The sequence below is a fragment of the Brevibacillus sp. NRS-1366 genome, from assembly GCF_050467985.1.
In genome coordinates this window covers 132689-147206 of record NZ_JBITPN010000023.1, presented here as the reverse complement: position 1 = coordinate 147206, position 14518 = coordinate 132689, and the positions used below count along the sequence as shown (strand labels likewise).

Sequence of the window (14518 nt, the reverse complement as noted above, 5' to 3'; positions counted from 1 at the left end):
TTTGTTGATCTTGCTTTGTAAGCAGACTTGAACTAGGGTGGTACCGCGAGAACACACTCGTCCCTTTTTGGGGATGAGTGTTTTTTTATTTTCTCAAAATCAACAAACAGGAAGGAAGAATCCAAGGTGGCACAAATTAACGTAACTTTCCCAGATGGCGCAGTACGTCAGTATGATGCTGGGATTACCATCGAAGAGATCGCAGGCTCCATTAGCGCAAGCCTGAAGAAAAAAGCAGTAGCTGGTAAAAAAGACGGCAAAGTAGTAGATCTGTACACAGCACTTGAAGACGATGCAGCGATCGAAATCGTAACGCTTGATTCTGCGGACGGTCTGGAAGTGTACCGTCACAGTACGGCTCACTTGCTGGCACAAGCTGTAAAGCGCATTTACGGAAGTGAAGTAAAATTCGGTATCGGTCCAGTCATCGAGGACGGCTTCTACTACGATATGGACATTCCTGTTTCCCTTTCGCCGGAAGACCTCGGCAAGATCGAAGCGGAAATGGAAAAAATCGTGAAGGAAGATTTGCCGATTCGTCGCAAAGTAGTCAGCCGTGCAGAAGCAACGGAGATTTTCCAAGGGCTGAACGATCATTTGAAATTAGAACTGATCCGTGATCTGCCAGAGGATTCTACAATTACTCTCTATGAGCAAGGCGAATTCTTCGACCTCTGTCGTGGACCTCACCTGCCATCCACTGGCTTCATCAAAGCATTCAAGCTGATGAGCGTAGCTGGTGCCTACTGGCGTGGTAAATCGGAAAACCAAGTACTACAACGTGTATACGGTACTGCTTGGCCGAAAAAAGCAGAGATGGATGAATATCTGCACTTCATCGAAGAAGCGAAAAAGCGCGACCACCGCAAATTGGGTAAAGAACTCGAGTTGTTCATGTTTTCCGAGGAAGCGCCTGGCATGCCGTTCTACCTGCCAAACGGTTTCACTGTACGCAACGAGCTGGAGCAGTTCTCCCGCCGTCTGCAGCAATTGGCCCAATACACTGAGGTGCGTTCGCCATTCCTCATGAACGAGCGCCTCTGGAAACAATCTGGACACTGGGATCACTACCATGAAAACATGTATTTCTCCGAGGTGGACAATGCTACTTACGCTTTGAAGCCGATGAACTGTCCAGGGCACATGCTCATTTACAAAAACGCGATGCATTCCTACCGCGATCTGCCAATCCGTTACTCCGAGTTTGGTCAGGTTCACCGCCACGAGTACTCCGGCGCGCTGAACGGAATGCTTCGAGTACGTACTTTCTGCCAGGATGACGCGCACGTCTTTGTCCGCCCTGACCAGATCGAGAGCGAGATTAAAAACATGATGAAACTGATCGACACCATTTACAAGGTGTTCGGCTTTGAATACAGCGTGGCGCTCTCCACTCGTCCGGAAGACTCGATGGGCTCCGATGAGCTGTGGGAAATCGCGGAAAGCTCTCTGAAAAATGTACTCGAGGAATCCGGCCTTCCGTACAAGATCGAGGAAGGGGACGGCGCATTCTACGGACCGAAGATCGACTTTCATATCACCGACGCCCTGAAACGCCGTCACCAATGCGGAACCATCCAGCTCGACTTCCAATTCCCTGAGAAGTTCGACTTGACCTATGTGGGCCAAGACAATGAAAAGCACCGCCCGGTTGTTTTGCACCGTGCGATGTACGGTTCCATGGAGCGTTTTATCGGTATCCTGATCGAGCATTATGCAGGAGCATTCCCAACTTGGCTGACTCCCATTCAGGCTCGCCTGATGAACATCAGTGAAGTGCACGTTCCATACGCAGAAGAAGTGAAGGTAAAACTGCAACAAGCTGGCATTCGCGTAGAGCTCGATGCACGCAATGAGAAAATCGGCTACAAAATCCGTGAAGCCCAAGTCCAAAAAATCCCGTACATGCTGGTCATTGGTGAAAAAGAGATGGCTGACGGTACACTGTCTGTTCGCAGACGCGGCGTAGGCGATGAGGGTGCGATGACTGTAGACGAGTTTGTTGAAAAAATTCGTGCGGAAATCAATGAAATGAAGTAAGAGGTTTGATCTTGAATAGGAAAAAGGCTGCCCGCAAGTAATAGGGGCAGCCTTTTTTTTGCGATTCGGATGATCAGTGCCCGACGTATTTTGCATACAAGGTCCGGGCTGTAGTGATATCGTGAGTCCCTTGCACAAGGACACGGCCATCTTCAAAAAAGACGAGCGTGCAGTTGTCTACATGAAAGCGCAGCAGAAATCGGTTTTGTTCCACCAACCCAAGGACGGAAAGACGTTTTGATAGCGTTGAGAAATCGACGGAACGGGGCTGGGTGGGACTAATTTGCACCGTATCGCGTCCGCAGAGGGTGACAAACTCCTCGCTCTCTTTCCCGTGCAAATTGAGATACTCGAATTCTTTCTTCCCGCAGGCAGGACAGGTCGGATTTTTTCCCTCGGCAATGGGCAAAAAATCACAGTCATTTTGCCACAGGTCGATCTGTTCGAGATGGGTATTAAGCTGGGCTGTAGCTCCTACCAACAGCTTGATCGCTTCCGTAGCCTGATAAGAGGCAATGACGTGAACGAGGGGGCCGATGACGCCTACCGTATCACAAGTTTCGCCCCGCCCTACAGGAGCGTGAGGAAAGATGCAGCGAAAACAAGGTGTGATCTGCGGCCTGATTACAGCAAACATTCCCCGCGAGCTGACTGCTCCGCCATATACCCAAGGAATACCATGTTTAACCGCAACGTCGTTGATAATATAGCGGATCTGGAAATTGTCAGAGCCATCGAGTATCACGTCTGCGTCCGACAGCAGGGATTCTGCATTGCCTGCGTGAACATCAGCTATGATCCCTTCCATCCGGACCGACGAATTGATAGCTTGCAGCTTGGCAACAGCAGCCATCGCTTTGGGCAGATGCTGGCGAGCATCCTCTTCATCGTAGAGCATTTGCCTTTGCAAATTGCTTTCCTCAACAAAGTCCCTGTCGATAATCCGGACGTATCCGACCCCGGCTCGGACCATATGGTTGGCCAGTACGGTTCCCAATGCGCCCATTCCAACGATCACCACTTTTTTTTGCGACAGCAACTCTTGACCGTGCTTACCGATGGGAGCGAATCGAATTTGCCTGGAGTAACGGGAGGTAAATTCCATGGATAGCTCCTTTCCTTGGTTCAACAGATCATGCGACCGGAGACAAAATCTTGAAGCTCGCGGCACGCTGGTCGGTTAAAGAATGTTTCCGTCTCGCCGTATTCCACCACTCGTCCATCGAGAAGAAACAAGCAAACGTGCGCAAGACGCCTTGCTTGCGGCAAATTATGCGTGATGATGAGGACCGTTGTTTGCTGCTGCTGGTGAATCATCTGGACGACCCGTTCGAAAATAGTGATGTTGTACGGATCGAGGCTAGCTGTAGGTTCATCTAAAAGCAACAATTCAGGTTTAAAAACGAGTGCTCTGGCTAGGGCAATCCGCTGGGCTTCCCCCCCTGACAGCGTTTCGGCACGCTGAGCTGCGAGATGGGATAGCTCGACCAGCTCTAGGGCTTCAAGGACTAGGCTTTGAATTCGAGCACGATCCAGCTTGCGATAACGCAAACCGAGCGCAACGTTGTCAAAAACAGTAGCGTGAAACATAGAGGGTTTTTGCGCGACATAACCCATTTGACGCTGGATCGCCAATCCTTTTGAATGGGTGAGGGAAGGGAGCTCCACGTCAGTGCCAAACAAATGCATGCTGCCTTTTGAAGGTTTTTCTAACAGGTTGATGATTCGCAAAAGTGTACTTTTGCCTGCGCCGCTGGGACCTACAATTCCATAAATTTTCCCCCGTTCAAAAATAATCTGCTCCACATCCAAAACGGTGCGTCCGTCGTAGGCTACCACAAGATTTTGAAGCTCCAATTGACTCATAGGGTCATCTTTTCCTCGCTTTCAATTGGCTAAGCATCCCGACCATCATGAAGCTGTTAAACAAAAAGCTGATGGCCAAGAGGACAAATCCCATTTGCAGTCCGCCGGAGAAGTTCCCCGTCCGTGTTTCTAAAATAATCGCTGTTGTCATGACGCGGGTGTGGTGCTCGATGTTGCCGCCGACCAGCATAACGGCTCCTACCTCTGAAATGGCCCGCCCATAGGCGGCTGCAACGCCTGACCATATGCCCCCGCGGGCTTCTTTGACGATGGTCATCATCAATTGAAATGGACTTGCCCCCATGCTTTTGGCCGTTTCCCAGTAGGCCTTTTCTTTTGCCTGAACAGCAGCCATGGTTAATCCGGCAAGAATGGGGGTCACCAGGACCACTTGTGCGATGATCATGGCTTGCGCGCTAAACAACAAGTCTAGTGAACCCAGCGGGCCATAGCGTGAGAGTAGGAGGTAGACGACTACGCCTACCAATACAGGCGGGAGGCCCATACACGTATAGATCAGGATGACAATCAATCGTTTTCCTGGAAAGGAATAAAGCCCGAGAAAGGCCCCGAAGGGGATGCCTAGAATCATTCCGATTAATACGGACGTGGTCGTAACCTGCAGGGAGAGCCAGATAACCTCCCATACATCAGGAGTAAACGTCATCGGAATAAACTCCTAGCGTTTCTTCGCATCAGGGACGAACAGCCCTTTTCCGTAGGTGGCTTGTCCGAATTCGCCGATGAGCTTTTGACCTTCAGCCCCTGTGAAAAATTGAATCAATTGCAGTCCTTCATCTTGCTTGGCAGAGGATTTGACCTGAATGATCCCGTATGGATTCAAAAGAGACTTGTCGCCTTGCATCACAATCTCAAGCCCGAGCTTGCGAGACAAAAAGGTCGCCTCGTCCGTCAAGGTGTAGGCCTTCTTTTCATCTGCCATTTGCAGTGTTTCCCCCATGCCTTGCCCGGAGGAGAGGTACCAACTGCCTTCAGGCTTGATCGCTGCTTCCTTCCAGATGCTTTTCTCTTTTTTATCGGTGCCGGAATCATCTCCTCGCGAGACAAAGGTGGACTTATTCGCCGCGATTTTTTCCATCGCTTCCTTGGCTGTTTTTGCTTGCTTCAACCCGGCAGGATCATCGGCAGGCCCTACGATGTAAAACTGATTGTACATGACGTCGTAGGCGTTTATTCCGAAGCCTTTTTCTACAAATTCATCTTCTGATTTGCGAGCGTGTACCAACAGGACGTCAGCATTGCCATCCTCTCCCAATTTAATGGCTTGTCCGGTTCCTACGGCGACCACCTTCACTTTTATGCCAGTCTCCTTTTCAAATACAGGGAGGAGACTATCCAGCAGTCCAGAGTCTTGTGTGCTGGTAGTGGTAGCGAGAACAATCTCCTTGGCTTCCTTGGCAGGTGCCGGAGTAGAAGCGGCTGGAGCTGCTGCAGGAGAGGAAGGGGCCGCCGAATTTGGCTGAGTCGATTGCGATGAACAGGCAGCCAGGAGGAGCAAGAGCAACGCTAGAAAAAAGCTGGGGATAAGCGAAAACCTTTTCATAAAAGTATTCTCTCCTTCTTGAATGAAATGGAAACTTCAATACATTCTGTAAATTTCCTTGCCAGTCATTGAAATGTTGTACCCGCCTTGGGCGACAATCGCTTGTTTAAAGCCTGGGTCTCGCAGTACCGCAAGCAAGTCTTGAAAACTCTCCTGCTTGCTCAGGTGAGCGGGGATGACCAAATCATAGCGCTCTTCTTGAATGGGATAAAAATCAAGTCCAAGTCCGCGGGCCACACTCTCGATTCCCAATGCAACATCAGCCGTTCCTTGGAGGACAGCGGAAGCCGTCGCGTAATGGGTGGTTAATTCCAGATCATAACCGGGAATTTCGCCAGGGGAGACGCCCATTTGCTGCATGTTGAAATCGAGGAGGACCCTCGTCCCAGACCCCCGTTGTCTGTTGGCGATTCGATGGCGACCACTGAGCAGCTCCTGCCAGCTTGTAATCATTTTGGGATTGCTCCTTGGAACCATAAAGCCCTGCCATCGGCTCACAAGATTGATGACGGTTACTCCCTCATTGGGCAGCAGGCAGCGAATGTAAGGCAAGTTGTATTCACCGCTGGAACGATCCAATAGGTGCGTTCCGGCCATCTCGACTCGGCCCTTGTACAATTCGATTAACCCATCCAGACTGCCGCAAAAAGCCGGGAGCAGAGTAATCCCGCGCTCGGCAAGCTTACGTGTGAGCAGGTCAATGGTGAGGTCGTGACTTCCAGCGAAGAGGATTTCCAGCGGCTGCTTCTGCTGGCGCACCGGATTTGTCAGAAGATAAGACGGAAGATCGTCGCGTGATTTGTTTCTATGCATGAATACATCCAGATCGGATCGTAAAATCCGAAGCGCTCGTCCAATTTTGGAGGCGGGTAGTTCACCGCGTTTGATCATCTCGTAGACGGTATATCTGGTGAGCTTCAGCTCGGCTGCGACTTCGTCAGGAGTTAAATACTCACTATCCAATACATCACCCCCTTTTTTTAGTTTGGTTGAATTGGTTTTAGTTAGTTTGAGTTAGTTTTACATGTATTTACCTATAAATAACATACTTTACAGTCAGGGAAATAAGCAAGGATTTAATCGAAATATTGCTAATTTTGCTGAGTTTCGCAGGAATTTAGGAAGGATATCTCACATAATAGTCGAACTAGGTACTTATTATTAGCGTTTTTAATAAGAATGAAGAAAGGGAGGAGTCCAGTCATGAATCTAGGTGGGTTTAAAAATCGCGAAATCGTGGTCGATCTGTCATCGGGTGTAGTTGGTTATCAGGAAATTAATGAGGATCTGGCAAGGACCTATATCGGGGGACGTGGACTCGGGGTGAAGTACGTGTACGACAATGGCCCCGAAGTGGAACCGTTATCCGCCGAAAACATTCTCTGCATTATGACAGGGCCGGTCACAGGCTCTCGCTCGTCCATGAGTGGCCGCTTGTGTATGGTTACCAAGTCGCCTTTGACAGGAACGGTTACGGATTCGCACATGGGAGGATGGTCGGCTGCCCGTCTCAAATGGTCTGGTGTTGACAACGTCATTTTCAAAGGGACGAGCGACAAGCCTGTCTATCTTTACATCGAAAATGGCCAAGGCGAGCTGAGAGATGCCAGTGATTTGTGGGGACAAGGAACGAGAGCGACCGTCCGTGCGATGCAAGACCGCTATGGTAAAGAAGATCTCAGCGTGATCTGTATCGGACAAGCGGGAGAAAATCTCGTGCGCTACGCCGGTTTCATGAACGAAAACGATCGAGCAGCAGGACGCGGTGGAACAGGTGCTGTAGCTGGTTATAAAAAACTAAAGGCGATCGTCATCAAGGCCCCACAAAAAGGAAATATGCCACAGCCGGCACAGGATGAGGAGTACAAAAAAGCGAATCAAAAAGCATTGAAAGCCATTATGGAGGGCGGCCTGACCGCTCCGAAAAAAGGCGGACTCTCTGTATACGGAACGAACGTCTTGACCAGCATCATCAACGAGGTAGGGGCGCTCCCGGCCATGAACTCCAAGTTTTCTCATTGGGATGCGTCTGAGGGGCACAGCGGTGAAACTGTAAATGCCACATTGCTGGTGGCAGACAACACCTGTCACGCCTGTCCGGTGGCCTGTAAGAAAGAAGTAGAAGTGAAGGAAGGCAAGTACAAGACGCGTGTGGAAAGCTTTGAGTATGAGTCCGGCTGGGCTCTCGGGGCCAACTGCGGTGTAGGTGACGCAGCGCCGATCTCCTTTCTGATCAATCTGTGCAACGAGCACGGAATGGATACGATTGAGCTGGGGAATACGCTCTCCTGTATGATGGAGGCGTACGAACGAGGATTAACTGAGGAAAAAATCGACTGGGGCGACGCAGATCGAATGATCGAGCTGACAGAAATGATGGTTTTCCGAAAAGGAATCGGAGATGTGCTTGCTGAGGGTACCACTCGGGCAGCGAGGCATTTTGGTGATGAGAATCTGGCTATGTGCGTGAAAGGCCAGGCGATTCCAGCATACGATCCACGCGGTATCCAAGGAATTGGGCTCGGGTATGCAACGAGCAACCGCGGTGCTTGTCACTTGCGCGGTTATACGGTTGCGAGCGAGATCGCAGGGATTCCGATGCCGACTGACCGCCTCGTACCTGAAGGAAAAGGAGAGCTGCTGAAGGTGTTCCAAGACCTGCTCGCCTTCTCAGATTCCATGAATATTTGCAAATTCTCCTCCTTCTCAGAGAATGCGGAGAACTATGCGGAACAGTATTCTACCATGACTGGTGTTCATGTAACGGCTGATGATGTGATGAAGATCGGGGAACGCATTTACAATTTGGAGCGCCACTATAACAATGTAGCTGGTTTTGACAAGCGCGAGGACGATCACCTGCCCAAGCGTTTTACAGAAGAACCGGCAACCGGTAACAGCGCGGGACATGTCAGCAGAATGGATGTCATGCTGGATGAGTACTACCTGGTGCGCGGCTGGGTGGACGGCGTCGTGCCAGAGGGCAAACTGAAAGAATTGAACATCGTGTAAAACAGGCAAAAAGAAGGTGGAAACCTGTTTCCACCTTCTTTTCTTCCACTACCATTAATCATCCGCCGACTCTCAGTACCTTCATGCGAAATTGCTTCATGAGGCGGGAGAAACGTTCTTCATCATCTGACCTGAAGTGGATAAACACGGCGTTTACGAGAAAACGGGATGTAATCGTAACCGTTTCCTCCCGCAACATTTCTGCTTGCCAGCCTTCACCTACCACGATGATCGGCCCATTTTCTGATTGGACAATTCCCCCGCATTCCACTAGGTACGAGACTAAATGAGTGACAGGGATGCCTCTAATCTCCAAGGTTTTTTCAAACATTCTACCCTCCTGCCACCGGCGGGAACAGCGCAAACTGATCACTTTCCAATACGCGGGTCTGCAGTCCATCCGCATGAATGATGTTGCGTCCGTTGATAAATACATGCACAAACGGTTTGAATGTTCGCTCCGGTGTAAAGACCTCCTCTTCTAAAGCAGGATACATTTGGATCAATGTCTCCATAATGTCGATGACCCGATTGCCATTATCCATCGGTACTTCTACCGATTTTGCCTGGCATATTTCACGAAAGTTAGCGAATACCTTCACGATCATTTTTGAGTATTCCCCTTTTTCTTTTTATTATAATAGATTTTGACAAGTAAGAAACATGGAGGCAATCATGAAATTCTTCAATGTGAAAACCGTAGCGGAAACGTTGGATGTGATTGCGAGTCAATTCAATCCGATTGCAAAGCCTGTAGAGGTTTCGTTAATAGAAGCATTAGATATGGTTCTATCGGAAAATATCGTAGCTGGCGAACAAGTTCCCCATTTCGACCGATCTACCGTAGATGGATTTGCGGTGAGAGCCAGGGACACGTACGGGGCATCCGATTCATTGCCAGGATTTCTTACCATCACCGGCAAAATTGAAATGGGGAAAAAAGCCGACCAATTCCTCAAAGAAGGACAGGCACAAGCGATTCCTACAGGGGGTATGCTCCCGGATGGCGCAGATAGTATCGTGATGATCGAGCACGTAGAGGAAGTAGATGATTTGCTCAATGTATATCGGCAGGTCGCCCCGGGAGAAAACATCATCCGTGCTGGTGACGATGTGAAAAAGGGAGAGTTGATCATGGCAGCTGGTCAGCGTCTTCGCCCGCAAGATCTCGGGGTTCTCGCCGCTGTTGGAATAACGAATGTGCGCGTATATCCACGTCCGGTTGTCGCGATTTTGTCTACAGGTGACGAGATTGTTTCCCCTGACAAGAAGGAGCTCGTTCCCGGTGAGGTTCGCGATATCAACAGCATTACAATTGGAGCGGCAGCCAGCCAATGCGGTGCAAAGGTTATTTACGGCGGTATTGTAAAAGACGACTACGAAACATTTGCAGCAAAAGCAAACGAGCTGTATCAGCAAGCAGATCTCTTGCTGCTTTCAGGAGGCAGCTCTGTTGGGACTCGCGATTACACGGAGCAGGTCATGCAGTCGCTTGGGAAGCCGGGAGTACTAGTCCACGGTGTGGCTATCAAGCCAGGAAAGCCGACTATTCTGGCCAAGGCAGGCGAAAAGCCGGTCATGGGTTTGCCTGGCCATCCTGCATCCGCATTAATCATTTTTCATTTGTTTGTCGTACCTTTGTTGAAAAAACTGCAGGGGCAAGCCCTCACGCAGTTTGACCAGCGAATTGGTGCACGTATATCCCGCAATATCCCTTCTGCTGTCGGGAGATCGGATTACATCCGCGTCAAGCTTGAGGAGAGAGCAGACGGATTATGGGCGGTACCTGTTTTCGGCAAGTCTGGATTGATCTCTACCTTGGTCCGAAGTGATGGCATGGTGGAAATAGAGGCGAACAAAGAAGGGATTTTGGAAGGTGAAATGGTATCGGTTCAACTGTTTCAATGATGGATTTTGAAATAGAATTAACGAGAGATGAAATGCCAGGAGGAGTAAGATGCGCAAAATCTATCTAGAAGATACGCCGCTAAAAGAAGCACAGGAGAGAATAGCAGGTCGCATCTCCTTTACGCCCAGTGTAGAAGTGATCCCGACCAGAGAGGCTCTGGGGCGAGTGACTGCCGGGTCCGTCTATGCCAAAGTATCCATGCCTAATTTTCATGCCTCTGCCATGGATGGAGTCGCTGTGCGTGCAGAAAAAACGTACGGAGCGTGTGAGCAGAATCCCGTACGGCTCAAATATAGCGTAGATTACGTAGAAGTCGACACGGGTGATCCAATCCCTGAAGGCTATGATGCGGTCATTATGATTGAACATATTCATCAGGTCGACAAGGAGACGATTGAAATTCTTGAGGCTGTGGCACCTTGGCAGCATATTCGGCCCATCGGGGAGGATGTCGTCGTCGGCGAGATGATCGTTCCGGACCGACACAAGCTTAGGCCGGTTGATCTGGGAGCGCTTTTGGCCGGTGGGAATGTAACTGTCCCTGTACTGAGGAAGCCTCGTGTAGCCATTATTCCTACAGGAACCGAGCTGATTGAGCCGTCTACGCAGGTTGCCCCAGGTCAGATCATTGAATTCAACGGAACCGTCTTTGCGGCGTATTTGCAGGAATGGGGTGCCGAGCCCATTTACCATGGCATCGTGAAAGATGATTATGCGATGATTCGAAATGCAGTAAAAGCCGCCCTAGAGGACGCAGATATGGTACTCTTAAATGCAGGATCATCTGCGGGACGAGAAGATTTTACGGTTCATGTCGTAGAGGAGCTGGGCGAAGTATTGACGCATGGCGTAGCGACCCGGCCTGGAAAGCCCGTAGTTGTAGGTGTTGTAGATGAAAAGCCAGTCATTGGCTTGCCTGGCTATCCTGTTTCTGCTTATCTGAATATGGAGTGGTTTGCACGTTCGCTGGTGTATCATTACTACGGGTTGCTAGAGCCTGTGAGGCAACGTGTCAAAGCGATCGTTGGTCGGCGAATTGTTTCCGTTATGGGGGCAGAAGATTTTATCCGTGTGACGATTGGTTCCATTGACGGGCAGTACATCGCCAATCCCTTGACACGCTCGGCTGGGGTGACCATGTCGATGGTGCGTGCGGATGGACTCTTGCGCATTCCCCCAGGAGATTTGGGATACGAACAAGGGGAAGAAGTAGAGATCGAGTTATACCGTCCACTTGAGCAAATTCAAAATACGATAGTAGCAACCGGCAGCCATGATCTGGCCATGGATGTGCTTCATTCCTTGATCCGCAAGGCAAATCCCGAACGTTTTCTTGTTTCGTCGCATGTAGGGAGCATGAGCGGCATTTTGGCCATTCAAAAAGGAGAGGCGCATGCAGCAGGAATCCATTTGTTTGATGAACAAACAGGGACGTACAATCAGCCCTTTATTGAAAAATATCTTCGCGACAAAGAAGTTATCTTGGTTCAGTTGGTTTACCGCCAGCAAGGCTGGTTCGTGAAAAAGGGCAATCCGCTTGGGATCACGTCTGTTCACGATTTGGTCAAACCAGGTATTACGTATATAAATCGACAGCGAGGAGCAGGCACAAGGCTGTTATTTGATTACTTGCTGGCAGCAAGCGAGATAGACCGGGAGTGCATTTACGGTTATTCGCGTGAAGCGGTATCTCATCTAAGTGTAGCTGCGGCTGTGGCAGGTGGCACGGCAGATGTAGGATTAGGCATTTACTCAGCTGCGCAAGCGATGGATCTTGACTTTATTCCCGTTTCCGAGGAAAGGTACGATTTGCTGATGAGCGGTTCTTTTTACCGAAGCAGTCAGGGCCAGGAGCTTCTCGCTTGCATCCGCTCCCACGAGTTTTTGGAAGAAGTGGAAGCGCTGGGTGGCTACAGCTGCCGAGATTCAGGCAAGATTCTCTATGCATCGTTTGGCTTACGTGAGTATTGAGAGATGACAGGATATGGATAGAAGGGGGGACACCACGATGCAAGAGCAAGTGCTTGATTTACGAAAACGGCCTTTACGGGATTTGCGCATTTCCGTGACTGACAAATGCAATTTTCGATGCCGTTATTGCATGCCTGCCGAGATTTTTGGTCCGGATTTCGAATTTTTACCGCAGCATAAGCTGCTGTCTTTTGAAGAAATTACACGCTTGACACGTATTTTTACTTCCCTTGGCGTTGGCAAAATTCGCATTACCGGCGGAGAGCCATTGATGCGAAAAAATTTGCCTGAGTTGATTAAAATGATTCGGCAGGTTGAAGGTGTCCAAGATATTGCCATGACCACCAATGGTTCTCTACTTGCACGCCATGCTCCGGCATTGAAAGCAGCAGGACTGGATCGGGTCACTGTAAGCTTGGATAGTCTGGACAATGAGCGATTTGGCCTGCTCAATGGCAGAGGATATCAGGTGGATGATGTGCTGCGAGGAGTGGAAGCGGCAGCCGAGGCTGGACTTTCGGTGAAAATGAATATGGTCGTTCAGCGCGGTGTCAACGATCAGGATATATTGCCAATGGCCCGCTATTTCCGGGAGAAGAAGCATACTTTGCGTTTTATCGAATTCATGGATGTGGGAAACAGCAACGGCTGGAAGCTGGATCAAGTGGTGCCGTCCAGCGAGATCGTGCGCATGATTCACGAGGAAATGCCGCTTGAAGCCATCGATCCCAATTACTTTGGGGAAGTCGCCTCACGCTACCGCTACGTGGGCTCGGATCAGGAAATCGGCCTGATCTCATCGGTAACCCAAGCGTTCTGTTCTACCTGTACACGTGCGAGGCTATCGGCTGAAGGGAAAATGTACAACTGTTTGTTCGCTTCTGCAGGAGAGGATTTGCGTGAGCCACTGCGAAGCGGGCGAGGTGATGAGGAAATAAAAGAGCAGATTCGATCCATTTGGGAGCATCGTGATGATCGCTACTCGGAAGAACGTCTCAAGGAAACGCCGGGTCTTACCACTCGTTCAAAGGTGGAAATGTCTCATATCGGTGGATAATGGGAATAAGCCTTGACAAAGTGGATTCAGCCCTGTATCATAAAGGGCGTGTATAAACACTTCATACTTCGAGAACAAGCAGAGGCGCACAGCTTCTCACCTGGGTCGACGTCTTAATCGATTGTTGACAGGTAACTCTTACGCAAAGATCTTTGGATCTGATGAATTTGCTTAGGTGAGATATGTGCGAGCGCGATATGCGTTCGCATATTTTTGTTCCTTCTCGAAATTGACGGGGGTGGCAAGTATTAGCAAGGATCAAATGTTAATTAACGAAGCGATCCGTGCCCGTGAAGTCCGATTAATCGGCGCTGACGGGAGCCAATTGGGAGTTGTGCCCTTTAGAGAAGCACTACGCATCGCCCAAGAAGCCGAATTGGATCTGGTGAACGTTGCTCCTACAGCCAAGCCGCCTGTATGCCGTATTATGGACTACGGAAAGTTCAAGTACGAGCAGGCTAAGAAGGAAAAGGAAGCACGTAAGAACCAAAAGATCATCGAGCTGAAAGAAGTGCGTTTTTCTTCCAACATCGAGGAACACGATTTTCAAACAAAGCTTCGCAACGTCCGAAAGTTCTTGGAGGATCATCACAAGGTGAAGTGTTCGATCCGTTTCCGTGGACGTGAAATCACCCACTCCGAAATCGGACTTGCAGTTATGGAACGTGTAGCTGCCCAGTGTGAAGATCTCGCTGCGCCTGAGCGCAAACCGAAGATCGAGGGCCGCAGCATGATCATGATTCTGGCTCCGAAAGCGGAAAGTAAGTAGTTAAGACAGGAGGATTTTTCAGATGCCTAAAATGAAAACCAACAAGGCTGCTGCGAAACGTTTCAAGAAAACCGGAAGCGGCCAATTGAAGCGCGACCGCGCATTTGGTAGCCACTTGTTTGCCAACAAATCGACTAAAGCAAAGCGCCACCTGCGCAAAGCTGCACTCGTATCCAAAGGCGATCAAAAACGTATTGAGCAAATGCTCACATACCTGTAAGTTTGATCCGTGAAAAACGTCTCGACGTTTTTCATGAAAGGTAGATCTGACCGTGAAGCGGTCAACACTTTTGTCCCCTGATGAGAGGGGAAAACGGTCATGACCGTTTT

Annotated in this window: 14 protein-coding genes; 7 read left to right on the top strand and 7 right to left on the bottom strand. The window is 49.7% G+C overall.

From position 1 onward, the window contains the following. The first annotated feature begins 126 nt into the window (after positions 1-126). Positions 127-2040 (top strand): threonine--tRNA ligase, encoded by a 1914-nt coding sequence (gene thrS / locus ACIFQN_RS21435; protein ID WP_429835069.1) that lies wholly within the window; start codon positions 127-129, stop codon positions 2038-2040. A 73-nt stretch (positions 2041-2113) separates the two neighbouring features. Here thrS and ACIFQN_RS21430 read toward each other — a convergent pair whose 3' ends face one another. The 5 genes from ACIFQN_RS21430 to ACIFQN_RS21410 are packed head-to-tail and all read right to left on the bottom strand — an operon-like array spanning position 2114 to position 6433. Further along, a complete protein-coding gene (locus ACIFQN_RS21430; protein ID WP_429835068.1) occupies positions 2114-3145 on the bottom strand; it encodes a ThiF family adenylyltransferase in 1032 nt (343 codons plus the stop codon). 20 nt (positions 3146-3165) lie between these two features. After that, positions 3166-3906: a phosphate ABC transporter ATP-binding protein gene (locus tag ACIFQN_RS21425; protein ID WP_429835067.1), complete on the bottom strand. Its 741-nt coding sequence runs from the start codon at positions 3904-3906 to the stop codon at positions 3166-3168. Positions 3907-3910: 4 nt separating this feature from the next. Further along, positions 3911-4573, bottom strand: a complete 663-nt coding sequence (locus tag ACIFQN_RS21420) for an ABC transporter permease (protein ID WP_429835066.1) — start codon at positions 4571-4573, stop codon at positions 3911-3913. A gap of 12 nt (positions 4574-4585) precedes the next feature. Beyond that, positions 4586-5470: a substrate-binding domain-containing protein gene (locus ACIFQN_RS21415; RefSeq protein WP_429835065.1), complete on the bottom strand. Its 885-nt coding sequence runs from the start codon at positions 5468-5470 to the stop codon at positions 4586-4588. A 36-nt stretch (positions 5471-5506) separates the two neighbouring features. Then, a complete protein-coding gene (locus tag ACIFQN_RS21410; protein ID WP_429835064.1) occupies positions 5507-6433 on the bottom strand; it encodes a substrate-binding domain-containing protein in 927 nt (308 codons plus the stop codon). 240 nt (positions 6434-6673) lie between these two features. On the opposite strand from ACIFQN_RS21410, the gene ACIFQN_RS21405 reads away from it, so the two are divergent. Then, positions 6674-8482 (top strand): aldehyde ferredoxin oxidoreductase family protein, encoded by a 1809-nt coding sequence (locus ACIFQN_RS21405; RefSeq protein ID WP_429835063.1) that lies wholly within the window; start codon positions 6674-6676, stop codon positions 8480-8482. A 58-nt stretch (positions 8483-8540) separates the two neighbouring features. Here the strand turns inward: ACIFQN_RS21405 and ACIFQN_RS21400 are convergent, their stop codons facing one another. Further along, positions 8541-8813: a hypothetical protein gene (locus ACIFQN_RS21400; protein ID WP_429835062.1), complete on the bottom strand. Its 273-nt coding sequence runs from the start codon at positions 8811-8813 to the stop codon at positions 8541-8543. Between the two features lies 1 nt (position 8814). Beyond that, on the bottom strand, positions 8815-9090 hold the full coding sequence (locus tag ACIFQN_RS21395; RefSeq protein ID WP_429835061.1) for a ubiquitin-like small modifier protein 1: 276 nt from the start codon (positions 9088-9090) through the stop codon (positions 8815-8817). A 67-nt stretch (positions 9091-9157) separates the two neighbouring features. Between ACIFQN_RS21395 and ACIFQN_RS21390 the strand changes: the two genes are divergently transcribed. From ACIFQN_RS21390 to rpmI, 5 genes are all read left to right on the top strand, one after another. Next, complete coding sequence (locus ACIFQN_RS21390; protein ID WP_429835060.1) at positions 9158-10390, top strand: molybdopterin molybdotransferase MoeA; 1233 nt, start codon at positions 9158-9160, stop codon at positions 10388-10390. A 49-nt stretch (positions 10391-10439) separates the two neighbouring features. Continuing rightward, positions 10440-12362, top strand: coding sequence for a molybdopterin biosynthesis protein (locus ACIFQN_RS21385; RefSeq protein ID WP_429835058.1), 1923 nt, complete (start codon positions 10440-10442; stop codon positions 12360-12362). A gap of 37 nt (positions 12363-12399) precedes the next feature. After that, positions 12400-13419: a GTP 3',8-cyclase MoaA gene (gene moaA / locus ACIFQN_RS21380; protein ID WP_429835057.1), complete on the top strand. Its 1020-nt coding sequence runs from the start codon at positions 12400-12402 to the stop codon at positions 13417-13419. 262 nt (positions 13420-13681) lie between these two features. Further along, on the top strand, positions 13682-14188 hold the full coding sequence (infC, locus tag ACIFQN_RS21375; protein ID WP_141260979.1) for a translation initiation factor IF-3: 507 nt from the start codon (positions 13682-13684) through the stop codon (positions 14186-14188). Positions 14189-14210: 22 nt separating this feature from the next. Continuing rightward, entirely contained in the window at positions 14211-14408 is a 198-nt protein-coding gene (gene rpmI, locus ACIFQN_RS21370; RefSeq protein ID WP_012685334.1) for a 50S ribosomal protein L35, read from the top strand. Positions 14409-14518 lie beyond the last annotated feature (110 nt).